At 72.9% G+C, this 12,241-nt stretch carries 10 protein-coding genes and 1 pseudogene; 3 read left to right on the forward strand and 8 right to left on the reverse strand.

The annotated features are described in order from the left end of the window. A partial coding sequence (locus tag ETD85_RS53395) for a cation-translocating P-type ATPase (protein ID WP_240780010.1) occupies positions 1-1,671 on the reverse strand: 1,671 nt, incomplete at its 3' end. A gap of 288 nt (positions 1,672-1,959) precedes the next feature. On the opposite strand from ETD85_RS53395, the gene ETD85_RS53400 reads away from it, so the two are divergent. Continuing rightward, on the forward strand, positions 1,960-2,802 hold the full coding sequence (locus ETD85_RS53400) for a universal stress protein (RefSeq protein ID WP_338087255.1): 843 nt from the start codon (positions 1,960-1,962) through the stop codon (positions 2,800-2,802). Positions 2,803-2,883: 81 nt separating this feature from the next. Then, complete coding sequence (locus tag ETD85_RS53405) at positions 2,884-3,702, forward strand: universal stress protein (protein ID WP_240780011.1); 819 nt, start codon at positions 2,884-2,886, stop codon at positions 3,700-3,702. A gap of 88 nt (positions 3,703-3,790) precedes the next feature. Here the strand turns inward: ETD85_RS53405 and ETD85_RS53410 are convergent, their stop codons facing one another. Then, positions 3,791-4,438 (reverse strand): CBS domain-containing protein, encoded by a 648-nt coding sequence (locus tag ETD85_RS53410; protein ID WP_138697531.1) that lies wholly within the window; start codon positions 4,436-4,438, stop codon positions 3,791-3,793. Positions 4,439-4,734: 296 nt separating this feature from the next. On the opposite strand from ETD85_RS53410, the gene ETD85_RS53415 reads away from it, so the two are divergent. Then, positions 4,735-5,421 carry a hypothetical protein gene (locus ETD85_RS53415; protein WP_138697532.1) on the forward strand — a complete coding sequence of 229 codons (687 nt, stop codon included), beginning with the start codon at positions 4,735-4,737 and terminating at the stop codon, positions 5,419-5,421. A gap of 8 nt (positions 5,422-5,429) precedes the next feature. Here the strand turns inward: ETD85_RS53415 and ETD85_RS53420 are convergent, their stop codons facing one another. From ETD85_RS53420 to porA, 6 genes and pseudogenes are all read right to left on the reverse strand, one after another. After that, positions 5,430-6,842 carry a WS/DGAT/MGAT family O-acyltransferase gene (locus ETD85_RS53420; RefSeq protein WP_138697533.1) on the reverse strand — a complete coding sequence of 471 codons (1,413 nt, stop codon included), beginning with the start codon at positions 6,840-6,842 and terminating at the stop codon, positions 5,430-5,432. A 127-nt stretch (positions 6,843-6,969) separates the two neighbouring features. Next, on the reverse strand, positions 6,970-7,926 hold the full coding sequence (locus tag ETD85_RS53425; RefSeq protein ID WP_138697534.1) for an alpha/beta fold hydrolase: 957 nt from the start codon (positions 7,924-7,926) through the stop codon (positions 6,970-6,972). Between the two features lie 23 nt (positions 7,927-7,949). After that, on the reverse strand, positions 7,950-9,188 hold the full coding sequence (locus ETD85_RS53430; RefSeq protein WP_138697535.1) for a hydroxymethylglutaryl-CoA reductase: 1,239 nt from the start codon (positions 9,186-9,188) through the stop codon (positions 7,950-7,952). 177 nt (positions 9,189-9,365) lie between these two features. Continuing rightward, positions 9,366-11,078: an NAD(P)-binding protein gene (locus tag ETD85_RS53435; RefSeq protein ID WP_138697536.1), complete on the reverse strand. Its 1,713-nt coding sequence runs from the start codon at positions 11,076-11,078 to the stop codon at positions 9,366-9,368. 2 nt (positions 11,079-11,080) lie between these two features. Further along, positions 11,081-12,058, reverse strand: a complete 978-nt coding sequence (locus ETD85_RS53440; RefSeq protein WP_138697537.1) for a thiamine pyrophosphate-dependent enzyme — start codon at positions 12,056-12,058, stop codon at positions 11,081-11,083. A 1-nt stretch (position 12,059) separates the two neighbouring features. Then, a pseudogene (gene porA / locus ETD85_RS53445) lies at positions 12,060-12,241 on the reverse strand (pyruvate ferredoxin oxidoreductase); the annotation flags it as partial.

Here is a 12,241-nt window from a genome sequence, read left to right on the forward strand (position 1 = left end):
GGGGGCGGTTCGCGGGCCGGGTCCGGTGAGGGCGCGGCAGTCGACGATCGCATCCCCGGGCCCGAGTATGCCGAGCTCGGTGGCGATGGCGCGGGCCGTGCCGGGGTGGTCGCCGGTGATGAGCACCGGGCGGATCCCGGCGCGGCGGCAGGCGGCGACGGTGCCGGACGCCGCCTGGCGGGGCGGGTCGAGGATGGCGATCAGACCGAGGAGGCTCAGACCCTGCTCCGGCGCTGTCTCCGGGACGGAGGCCAGACCGGCGTGGGCGACGGCGAGCACCCGGTATCCCTGGCGGGCGAGATCTTCAGCCTGCTCGGCGGCGCGGGCGAGCAGGGCCGGGTCGTCGGCGAGGACGGGCGCGTGCAGCAGCACCTCCGGCGCGCCCTTGCAGATCACCCTGGCCCCGCCGCCCGGCATCCGGTGCAGGGTGCTCATGCGCTTGCGCGCGCTGTCGAAGGGGCGTTCGGCCAGGCGGGGACTGCGCTGGTGCAGGTCGCGGCGGTCCAGGCCGAGCTTGGCCGCGGCGGCGAGCAGGGCGGCTTCGGTCGGGTCACCGAGGGCCCGCCACTCCTCGCCCTCGTCGCCGGGCAGGAGACGGGCGTCGTTGCAGAGCACGGCGGCGGTGAGCAGGTCGGTGAACGCCTCGGGCGGGGCGTCGCCGTCGAGCCGCCCGTCCGGGCCGTAGCCGGTGCCGGTGAGCGTGGCCTGCGCGGTGGGCGTCCACAGCCGGCGCACGACCATCCGGCCCTCGGTGAGGGTACCGGTCTTGTCGGTGGCCAGGATCGTGACCGAACCGAGCGTCTCCACCGCGTGCAGCCGGCGTACGAGGGCGTGCCGCGCGGCCATCCGGCGGGCGCCCAGCGCCAGGCTCAGCGTGACCACGGCGGGCAGCGACTCCGGCACGGCCGCCACCACCAGGCTGATCGCGGTCACCACCATCAGCTCCACCGGCTGCCCCCGGACCAGCCCCAGCGCCCCGACCACGACGCACAGGAACACGGTCACCCCGGCCAGCAGCCGTCCCACCCCGGCCAGCCGCCGCTGCAACGGCGTCAGCCCGGAGCCCGTGACCATGAGCGCGGCGATGCGCCCCGCCGCGCTGGCCAGGCCGGTCGCGCTCACCTCGGCCCGGCCCCGCCCGCGCACCACCACAGTGCCGGAGGCGACCTCGTCGCCCGGGCTCTTGTCCACCGGCACCGACTCGCCGGTGAGCGCGGACTCGTCCACCAGCAGCGCCGCCGCCTCCCCCAGGCGGGCGTCGGCCGGGATGATGTCCCCCTCGGCCAGCACCAGCAGGTCGCCGGGCACCACCTCGGCCGCGGGAACCTCCCGCTGCGCGCCGTCCCGCACGACCCGCGCAACCGGAGCGGTGAGCTCGGACAACGCGGTGATGGCCCGGTCGGCGCGCACCTCCTGGGCCACGCCGACGCTCGTGTTGACCACGATCACCAGCAGGATCACGGCCATGTCCGTCCAGTCGCCGGTGATCGCGGTCAGCGCCGCCGCCGCCAGCAGTACGACGATCAGCGGGTCACGAAGCTGCCCGGCCACGCGCCGCCACAGCGGAGTGGGCGGCTTGGCGGGCAGCAGGTTCGGGCCGTCCCGTTCCAGCCGCGCGGCCGCCTCCGCCGACGACAGCCCCGATCGGGACAAGACCACCGGTTCCTTCATCTCGGCTCCCCCGCATGCAAGACGTCTCGCTTCTCATCGTCGCCGGCCACGGCCGCGCGCCCAGGGTCCAAAGTCCCGCAGAACGGCCCTGCTGACCTCCTCACCCCGGCTGGGGAGTCTTACGCCTGTCCACCCCGGGCTTTACGGAGGGGAACGAGTGCGGGCTCGCCTCCGACGGTGGGCGTTGATCGGCAGAGCCGGTGATCTTCCGAAGATTTATGTCCCATCGTGTCCTTATGTCTTTTTCGGGAAGGTTGAGGTTAGGGGAGTCCCACGTGAGGGAGACAGATGATGCGTGGACGGATCGTGGTCGGAACTGACGGCTCCGCATCATCGACGGCGGCGGTGGAATGGGCTGTCGCCGACGCTCAGCGGAGAGGACTGCCGCTGCGGATCGTGCATGTGTGCGAGCAGTGGTCGCGCGGGATGGACAGCTCGGAATACTGTGCCGGCGCGCTGGAGGCCGCCGCCGACCGGGCCCGCGACTTGAGCAGGGATGTCGAGGTCAGCACCGAGATGCTGGCGGGCAACGTGATCGAGGCGTTGATCGGCGAGTCGGTCTCCGCCGAGAGCCTGGTGCTGGGCAGCAGGGGCCTGGGCGGGTTCGCCGGTATGGTGCTCGGGTCGGTTGGCCTGTCGGTGGCCGGGCATGCCGTCGGCCCCGTCGTGATCGTCCGAGGTCCCGTCGTCGTCCCGCACGACCAGATCGTGGTCGGCGACGACGGCTCCGAAGGATCGCGGCAGGCGGTGGCGTACGCCGTCGAACAGGCTCGGGCCCGCCACGCTCGCCTGCACGTGGTCTATGCCTGGCAGGAGGCGGTGGTCTCGACGTACTGGGCGGCGTACAGCCTGCTGCTGGCGGACACCTTCCAGGAGGAGGCGGACGCCGCGCGGGCGCGGGTGGCCCCTTGGCGAGAGGCCAACCCCGACGTCGTGATCACGGACGAGCAGGTGCGCGACCATCCGGTGGCGGCGCTCATCAAGGCCGCGGCGACGGCCGACCTCGCCGTGGTCGGCTCGCGCGGCTTGGGAGGTTTCCGCTCGGCGGTGCTCGGCTCGGTCAGCCATGGGGTGCTGCACCATGTGGCCTGTCCGGTGGCGGTCGTACGGCCACGGGGCGAGCCGGAGTGACCAGGACGGTGAGCTCTGTGGAGTCGTTGAGATGAGGAGCCGGATGAGGGGGACATCGTGGCCGGACTGATCATTGCGGGCGTGGACGGTTCGGCTCCCAGCACCGCGGCGATCGAGTGGGCCGCCGACGACGCGTTGCGGACGGGGGCCGAGCTGCGGATTGTGCACGTACTGGATCGGCACCCGTACGACCTGACCAGATTTCCGGTTCCGGAGCAGGAGGATCTCCTGCGCGAGGCGGCGGGCAAGGTGCTGGGGGCGGCCGAGGCGACCGCGCGCAACCGGCAGCCGACCGTGCAGGTGAGCACCCGGTTGATCGAGGGCGCGCCCGCGGCGGTTCTGCGGGAGCAGGAGGCGAGCGAGCTGGTCATCGGCAACCGCGGGCTGGGCGGGTTCGCCGGTGCGCTGCTCGGGTCGGTCACCATGGAGGTGGCCGGGCGGGCCGGCTGCCCCGTCGTCGTGGTACGCGCCGAGCGTCAGGAGACGATCGGCGAGATCGGGGTCGGCGTCGATGACACCGGCACCTGCGAGCCGGCTCTCGGCTACGCCTTCGAGCAGGCCAGGCTGCGTGGTGCCACGCTGCGCCTGATCCACGCCTGGCAGGTGCCCGTGCACGCCTTCGCCCCCGAGATCCTCTACGACCTGGCCGAGGTCCGCGCCGCCCAGCGTGAGATCGTCAGGACACGCACCGCAGCGTTGCGGGCGAAGTTTCCCGAGGTGAACCTCGTGGAGGACGTCCAGAACGCGCACCCCGTCGAGGCCCTCACCAGCACCGCGTGCGACCTGATCATCGTCGGCTCCCACGGGCGCGGCGCGCTCGGCTCGCTGCTCCTGGGCTCGGTCAGCAGAGGGGTGCTCCACCACGCGGGCTGCCCCGTCGCGGTGGTCCGCTCTCAGTAGCCTTCGGGGCGGCCGCAGCAGAGAACGGACGGACGCGCCCCACCGCAGCAGGGCGCCTGCGTGCACGTGGCGATCGGCCGGCGTGCCCTCACGGGATGCGGTGGTGCACGCCCACGACGCCGTCCACGCTCTCGGCCAGGCGGATGGCCATGCCGGGCTGGCTGCGCTCGGGGAAGGCCCCGCGGAGGGTGACGACCCCGCCGGACACCGAGACGCCGATGCCCAGCTCGTCGGCGTGCACGGCCGCCCTGACCAGGGGCAGGAGGTCCCGATCGGTGCGGAGGAAGACCTTGATGAGGTCGCGCCGGCTGACGATGCCGACGAGCCGGCCGCGGGCGTCGACGACGGGCAGGCGCTTGACGCCGTGGCGGTCCATGTGCCGGGCGGCGGTCACGATGGACGCCTCCGCGGTGATGACGTGAGCGGGTGAGGTCATCAGGTCGCCGGCGGTCTCTCCGGCGGATTTACGGTGGCGGCTGCCTTCGGCGCCGGCGGCGTGACGGATACGGGCGCGGAGCGGCGGCCGGTATTCGTCGCCGTAGTAGCACTGCTTGAACTCCTCTTTCGCCAGCAGGTCGGTCTCGGAGACGACGCCCACGACGCGGCCGTCGTCGTCCAGGACCGGCATGCCGCTCACGCCCTTCTCGATGAGCAGCTCGGCCACGGTGTGGAAGGACGCCTTCTGACGGACGGCGGCCACGTGGGTGGTCATCACGTCCTGGACGGTGCTCTTCATGGGGATCCCCTCAGAGATCGGGCGCTGTCGCGCACTCGCCCCATCACACCGGCCGCCGGGCGGCGGGCGTAGGGCCGGAGGTCCCGGATCGTCCCGGCCGTAGGTCAGCAGAGCGCCGCAGGGACTGGACGCCGGCACTTGCCCGGAGGCGGGATCGCCGCCCCTCGTCACACCCGCTCAGGCGTCTGTCATCTGGCCGGTGACGGCCGGCGTGCCGGCGAGGACTTTCGTCCGGTGCGCGCCGCCGCCACCGGGTGGTTCGCTGAAGAGGCCCTGGCACGAGGGAGGCGGTCGTCGTGAACGAGCCGGCATGGCAGAGGTGGGGCATGGGCAGCGGGCTGGTCGCCGTGGCGGCCGGAGCCGCGGCGGTGCTGTTCGAGCGGGGCGCGGTCAGCCCGGAACAGCCCGCTCCCGACATCGCCGCGTTCTTCGCGGCCAACGGCTCGGCGCTGGTGGCGCAGAGCCTGCTGTTCGTGGCCGGCGCGGTGGCCCTGCTGTGGTTCCTGGGGTGCCTGCGGGTCTTCCTGGCCGAGTCCGAAGGCGGCCCCGCACGACTGTCCACGCTGGCGTTCGGCGCGGGCGTGGCCCAGGTCGTGCTCAACCTGATCGCGCAGGCCTGGCAGATCGGGCTGGCCACCGCACCGCCCGCGCAGGTGACGGGACGCGACCTGGCGCTCATGAACGCGATGTTCGCGCTGGCCAACGTGCCCGTGGCCGTGATGTTCGCGGCCGTGGCGCTGGTGTCGCTCCGCCACCGTGCCTTCCCGCGCTGGCTGGGGTGGCTGGCGGCGCCGGCCGCCGCGGCGTACGCGGTCCTGTCCGCCGGCATCGCGGTGACCAGCGGCCCGCTGGCGCCAGGGGGATGGCTGCAGTTCCTCCTCTATCCCGCTCTGGTGATCTGGCTGGTGCCGGCCACCATTGTCATGATCGCTCGTAGCGGCCGGTCCGCGGCGCCGGAGCACCCGGGGACGCCGCGCGAGTGAGCGGCCGTTCACGCGTCGGCCGGCACCGTGGCGGGACGGTAGGCGGTGACGAGCGCCTGCAGCTCCGCGCCGATGGCGTCGGCGAGCTGGGAGACTTCCGGGGCGCTGTCGTAGTCGCCCGTCACGCCGAAGGCGACCTGGTCGCAGTAGGTGAAGATGGACACGCCGGTACGCAGCCTGGCCGCGATGGGCACGTACGGGAGGATCTCCAGCGTGCGGCGGCCGAGCAGGTAGAGCGGCTGCCGGGGGCCCGGCACGTTCGTGGTGACGGTGACGACGCTGCGCTGCGGCAGCCGCGCGGCCAGCCGTAGCGCCCAGTTGACCGGCGGGAACGGCTCATGGGCCGCCAGCGTGGTCATCGCCTCCCCGGCCTGGGCCTCCATGGCGGCCTTGAGCTCGGCCAGGTGCTCGTGCACGGCGCGCAGCCGCTCGACCGGGTCGGCCAGGTGGACCGGAAGGAAGGGCAGCATGCAGGAGACGCGGTTCTCGTAGATGCCCTCCTCGCCGCGAGCGCGGACGTTGACGGGCACGAGCGAGCGCACGGCCTGCGGATCCGGGTCCTCGCCACGCTGAACGAGCAACCTCCTGAAGGCGCCGCTGATCGCCGACAGCACGACGTCGTTGAGGCTGACGCCCGCGCGCCGCTTGACGTCCAGGACGTCGCCGATCGGGGCGCGGGCCAGGGCGTACCTGCGCCGCTCGCCGATGGGGCCGGTGAGGGTCGAGCCGAACGCGGGGCGCAGCGCGCCGGCCAGGCTGGCCAGCCCGCGGGCGGTCCCGGCCAGGCGGCGGGCGGTCTCCTCGGGCGTCCGCAGGGCCTGGCGGATCATCCTGACCTGCTCGACGGGGCTGAGCGCGAGCTCCCGCAGCGCGTCGGCGACCAGGCTCCAGGTGGACGGCTCCGGACCCGGGCTCCACGTGTCCTCGGGCATCGGCCCGCTGCCCTCGGGCGACAGGTCGAAGATGACGTAGTAGAGGTGGGTGCCGGACACGCCGTCCACCATGCAGTGGTGCACCTTGGACACCAGCGCCCAGCGGCCGCCGGACAACCCCTCGACCACCCAGTACTCCCAGAGAGGGCGGGCCCGGTCGAGCCGCTGCGACATGATGTCGCCGACCAGCTCGCACAGCTCCGCGTCGCCGCCGGGAGGCGGCAGGGCGACCCGCCGGACGTGGTAGTCCAGGTCGAAGCCGGGGTCGTCGACCCAGACGGGCGAGCCGAGATCGAAGGGCAGCTGCCTGAGCTTCTGCCGGTAGCGCGGCACCAGCGGCAGCCTGGAGGCGAGGGCGGCGAGGAGCTCGTCGTGGGAGGGCGCGGGGCCCTCCATGACGGCGACCGACGAGATCGCCAGGGAGACCTGCGGTTCCTCGTCCTCGAGGTCGAGGAAGGCCGTGTCGAGGGGGCTCAGATGGTCGGTCATGCCGATCGCCGCCACTTCGTCGTCGAAAACCGGTGTTCTCCCCAGCGTCGGGGAGCGGTCGAGAGGCCGGCAGTGCCGTTCGGCCTCTCGACCGTGCCGTTCGGCCCGATGTCCGGGGTCGCGGCCGCTACGAGGCTTCGAGCGGATGGGACGCGGCCCGTACGGCCTCGACCGCGGCGTCGGACGACAGCCAGGCCAGGATCTCGGCGGCGGTCTCGCGCGGGGCCTCCAGTTGCGGGACGTGCCCCACGCGCGGCAGCACCACCAGCTTCCACCGGGGATGGAGGCGGGCCAGGGCTCGGGAGGCGGAGAGGGGGACCAGGCGATCCTGCTCGCCGTGCAGGATCAGGGCGGGAGCGCGCACGGCCCGGATCGTCCGCCGGTAGGACGAGCCCGGCAGGCCCCCCGCGGTCCGCACCACGGAGCGGGCGGCGTGCAGGAAGTCCCGCTCGACGTGTTCGAGGCTTGAGCGGTGGCGTACCAGCTCGACGTGCGCGGCGACGACCTCGGGCGCCACCCGCGACGGGTCGGCGCAGCACATCCTCAGCACCATGCCGACCGTCGTCTCCGCGGGCAGCGCCCGGCGGCGGGCCATGACGAACCGGCCCACCCAGGGTGCCGCGTACGTGGCGAACACGGTCGCGACCAGCGGGTCGGGCAGCGCGGGCACGAACGCCGCCGCGGGGTCGAGCAGGATCAGCCCGGCCGCGGTCTCCGGGTGGGTGCCCGCCTCGATGAGGGAGATCATTCCGCCCATCGAGTTGCCCAGCAGGATCACCGGGCTGCCCGTGACTTCCTTGATGAAGCGGTGCAGCAGCCGCCGGTTGGCCTGGACCGTGGTCGGCCTGCCGGCGGCCCGGGTCAGGCCGTGCCCCGCCAGGTCCGGGGCGATGAGCCGGCAGCGGTCCGTCAGCAGCGGTGCCACGGCCAGCCAGTTGAGCGCCGACCCGCCGAGCCCGTGAATCGCGACGAGCACGGGCGAGTCCGGCGGGCCGCCGTAATCGAGGTAGTGGACGGGACCGTCCAGGTCGACCCATCTGCTCGACCCAGAGGTCCAGGCCGGATGCCTGACATTCGCCCCCATGGCTTCCCCCTCGCGCCGGTGTCTCATCTGTCGTCTCGCGGAGCGCCGGGACGGTTGCGGCCGAGACGTTCGTGGGCGTCGACCCACGCGTCGCCGACCACGGCGCAGGCCAGCGACACCTCGCCGGCCAGCACCGTCGCCGCGCACACCTCCGCCAGCCCGGCGGCCTTGCCCGGCCCGGCGCAGCCCAGCAGCTCCAGGCACTCACGCTGGGTAGGCAGCCCGGTGCCGCCGCCGCAGGTGGCCACGATGAGCGCGGGCAGAGTGACCGACCAGTAGTAGTCGCCGGAGTCGAGCAGCCGCGTGTAGGTGAGCGAGGCGTGCGACTCGGCCACGGAGGCGGCGTCCTGGCCGGTGGCGATGAACAGCGCGGCCAGCCCGTTGGCCGCATGCGCGCCGTTGCTCGCGGCGCCCGCGAGCGCGGCGCCGGTCATCGTCACCTGCCGCCACCGGAACAGCTCTGCGGCGTCCACTCCCATGAGCTCCCGCAGGATCCGGCGGTCCAGCACGGCCTCGGCGACCACGCGGCGGCCGCGGGTGAGCAGCATGTTGACGTGGGAGTGCTTCTTGTCGGTGTCGATGTTGCCGGACAGCAGGTACGAGAGCTCGCCGGGAAAGGCGCGCTTGATCCATTCGCAGGCCGCCCTCGTGGCCTTGCCGGTCATGTTCTGGCCGGCCGCGTCCCCGGTCGTGTAGTTGAAGCGCAGGTAGCGGAGCGGGCCCACCTGGTACTGGCCGATGTCCGTCAGCCGCCCGTGCCGGGTGGTGGCCTCGGCGGCCTTCCTGATCTCGGTGAAATGTTCCGCGACCCAGACGCCGAAGTCGCGGGCGCGCAGCGCGCTGTCGAAGGAGAAGACGGGGCCGCGCTGCATCGACTCCTCCACGACGGCCGTCGTGACGCCGCCGCTCTCGGTCAGCAGCCGCATGCCCCGGTTGTAGCCGGCGACAAGGGCTCCCTCGGTGGTGGCCAGCGGCACCAGGAAGTCGCCGCGGGCGTGCTCCCCGTTGATCCGTAAGGGCCCGGCGACGCCGATGGGGATCTGGGCCATGCCGATGAAGTTCTCGATGTTGCCCTTCAACGCGGCCGGGTCGTACGTTCCCGCCTCGCCGACGTGCCGGAGCGCGGCCCCCGTCCGCTCGGTGAGCAGGCGGCGGCGCGCGCCCGCCATGCGGTGGTTGTGGTCGTCACTTGGGTCGCGCGGGATGCGCTCCCGCTTCTCTGCGCGTCCCCGCGTGGGGACGACCGGATCGGTGGTGCCCATGGCTCACGCTCCTGGCACTCGACGGCTGCCCTCATCCTCGGCGCTCCCGCCGGGAGCGAGGAAGAGTCCTTGGCCCTGCCACGCCGGGACTTTCGCGCTGAGCAGGCGCTGAACAGGCGCTGAACGGGCGCTGCACGGGCGCTGTACGGGCGCTGTACGGGCGCTGTACGGGCGGTGTCAGGTGATCTCGGGAACCATCTCGATCGCGCCCGCCGGGCACTCCGACACGCACAGTCCGCACCCCTTGCAGAAGTCGAGGTCGATCTCGTATCGCAGCCCCGGCCCCAGCTTCAGCACCGCGTTGTCCGGGCAGACGCCGTAGCAGTTGTCGCATTCGAAGCAGTTGCCGCACGACAGGCAGCGCCTCGCCTCGAACAGCGCGGTCGCCTCGTCCAGGCCGCGCTCCACCTCGTCGAAGGTGGTCATGCGGCGCGCCAGGTCCAGCTTCGGCCGGACGGTGGCGGGCGCGTCGCTGTAGTACCAGGTGTTGAGCAGGTCGAAATCGGCGATCGGGTGCCGCGCGGCAGGCGAGTACGAGCCGTCGCGCAGCCAGGCGTCGATGTGCCTGGCCGCCTTCTTGCCGTGCCCGACGGCCACCGTGACGGTGCGCTCCGCGGGCACCATGTCGCCACCGGCGAACACGCCGGGGCAGCCGGTCATCATGTTCTGGCCGACCTTGACCACGCCCTGCTCCGCCTCGACGCCGGGCAGCCCGGCCAGCAGGGAAAGATCGGCCTCCTGACCCAGCGCCAGCACGACGGAGTCGGCGGCCAGCTCCTCGTACTCGCCCGTCGGCTGGGGGAAACCGGTCTCGTCGAGCCGCATCCGCTCGATGGTGATGCTCTGGCCGTCGGCGTGGGCGATCGTGGACAGCCACTTCATGCGCACGCCCTCCTCGGCCGCCTCGGTGACCTCGCTGTCGTGGGCGGGCATCCGGTCGCGGGTGCGACGGTAGACGACGACCGCGTCGGACGCGCCCAGGCGCCGGGCGGTCCTGGCGGCGTCCATGGCGGTGTTGCCGCCGCCGTAGACCACGACGCGGCGGCCCAGCAGCGGAGGGGTCGCGCCGGCCAGGCCGCCGCCTTCGGGAGCTCTGCCTTCTGGCCCGCCGCCTTCTGAGCTGCCGTCCTCCAGGCCGCGGTCCTCCAGGCCGCCGTCCTCCAGGCCGCGCAGGACGGAGACCGCGTCGAGGATGCGGGCCGAGTCGCCGGCCGGGATGTAGGCGCGCTTGCCGATGTGCGCGCCCACGGCCAGGAACGCCGCGTCGAAGCCGCGCATCGCCTCGGCCAGGTCGGTGACCGTGGTGTCGAGCTCCAGCCGCACGCCCATGCTCAGGATCCGGCCGATCTCGGCGTCCAGGACGTGCCGCGGCAGCCGGTAGCGGGGGATGCCGAAGCGCATCATGCCGCCGGGCGCGGAGCCGGAGTCCTTGACCGTGACCTCGTGACCGAGCCTGGTCAGCTGGTAGGCGGCCGAGAGCCCGGCCGGGCCCGCCCCGATCACCAGCACCCGGCGGCCGGACGGCCGGGCGGTGACGGGCATCGTCCAGCCGTGCTTGATGGCCTCGTCGCCGAGGAAGCGCTCCACGGAGTTGACGCCCACCGCCTCGTCCAGCCTGCCGCGGTTGCAGGCGGTCTCGCAGGGCCGGTAGCACACCCTCCCCATGATCGCGGGGAACGGGTTGTCCTCCATGATCTGCCGCCAGGCCGCCTCGTACGAGGGCTCTTCGGCCAGGCTCAGCCAGCGCTGGATGTTCTCGCCGGCGGGGCAGGCGTTGTTGCACGGCGGCAGGCGGTCCACGTACACGGGCCGTTCCGTACGCCAGGCGCCCGTCTTGTTGGCCTGGCTGCTGCCGACCCCCAGAGTGATGGCGAAGGGCTTGTCATCCATGATCAGTCCACCAATCCGAAGCGGCGGACATTGCGGTCCGCCGAGTCCTGGATGCGGGCGATGACGTCGGTCTTCGGCGGGTCCCCGAACAGGTGGGCGTAGCGGCCCTGCAATCTGAGGTAGTCGTCCACGGGGACGCGGCGCCTGATCCTGGTCACTCCGGTGATCTCGCCGCGCTCGGCCTCGAAGACGGGGAACAGACCGGACTCGGTGGCGAGCCGGGCCACGCGGATCGTGTCGCAGGCGGCGGTGACCCAGCCGAGCGGGCAGGGGACCAGGACGTGCAGGTAACGCGCGCCGCGGAACTCCATCGCGCGCCGCACCTTGTACTCCAGGTCGCGCAGGTCGGCCACGGTCGCGGTGGCGACGTACGGGATCTCGTGGGCCATCGCGATGAGCGGCGCGTTCTTGCCCTGCCCGAAGGCCTGTCCGGGCAGCGGGGTGGTGGCGGTGCGCGCCGCCGGCGGCGTCGCGCCGGAGCGCTGCACGCCGGTGTTCATGTAGGCCTGGTTGTCGTAGCAGATGTAGAGCACGTCGTCGTCGCGCTCGAACATGCCCGACAGGCAGGCGAAGCCGATGTCGACGGTGCCGCCGTCGCCGCCCTGGCCCACCATCCGCACGTCGGTGCGGCCCTTGGCCTTCAGCGCCGCGGCGACCCCGGTGGCCACCGCGGGCGCGTTGCCGAACAGCGAGTGGATCCAGGACACCTGCCAGGCCGTCTCCGGATAGGGCGTGGAGAACACCTCCAGGCAGCCCGTCGCGTTCACCGCGATGAGCCGGCCGGCGGTGGCCGAGATCGCCGCGTCGATGGCGTACCGCGCGCCGAGCGCCTCCCCGCAGCCGCGGCAGGCGCGATGGCCCGAGGTCAGCGCGTTGCCGCGGTCGGGCGCGGCCTGCACCGCGCGCTGTTCGGGCGGCAGCAGCCGGTTGCCCACCGCGAAGCTGCCGACCTGGTAGAACTTGGTGCGTTGCGCGGGCATGTCAGCCACCTCCGTCGAGATCGCGCAGCATGTTCTCGGCGCTCGGCCCGGACCTGCGCCGCCGCGCGGCACGTGCCAGCTCCCTGGAGACCAGCGCCTGGTCCAGGTCGAGGAAGGTCAGGGGATCGAGGTCCTCCTTGGCGAGCAGGTCGTGCAGCGACGCCTTGGTCACCGCCCGCCCGC

Origin of the sequence: Nonomuraea zeae (assembly GCF_005889725.1) — a bacterium.
GTDB lineage: Bacteria > Actinomycetota > Actinomycetes > Streptosporangiales > Streptosporangiaceae > Nonomuraea > Nonomuraea zeae.

Coding starts and splice junctions, on each gene's coding strand:
- ETD85_RS53400 (WP_338087255.1), top strand. CDS start 1,960: ATGATGCGTGGACGGATCGTGGTCGGAACTGACGGCTCCGCATCATCG.
- ETD85_RS53410 (WP_138697531.1), bottom strand. CDS start 4,438: ATGAAGAGCACCGTCCAGGACGTGATGACCACCCACGTGGCCGCCGTC.
- ETD85_RS53420 (WP_138697533.1), bottom strand. CDS start 6,842: ATGACCGACCATCTGAGCCCCCTCGACACGGCCTTCCTCGACCTCGAG.
- ETD85_RS53425 (WP_138697534.1), bottom strand. CDS start 7,926: ATGGGGGCGAATGTCAGGCATCCGGCCTGGACCTCTGGGTCGAGCAGA.
- ETD85_RS53430 (WP_138697535.1), bottom strand. CDS start 9,188: ATGGGCACCACCGATCCGGTCGTCCCCACGCGGGGACGCGCAGAGAAG.
- ETD85_RS53435 (WP_138697536.1), bottom strand. CDS start 11,078: ATGGATGACAAGCCCTTCGCCATCACTCTGGGGGTCGGCAGCAGCCAG.
- ETD85_RS53440 (WP_138697537.1), bottom strand. CDS start 12,058: ATGCCCGCGCAACGCACCAAGTTCTACCAGGTCGGCAGCTTCGCGGTG.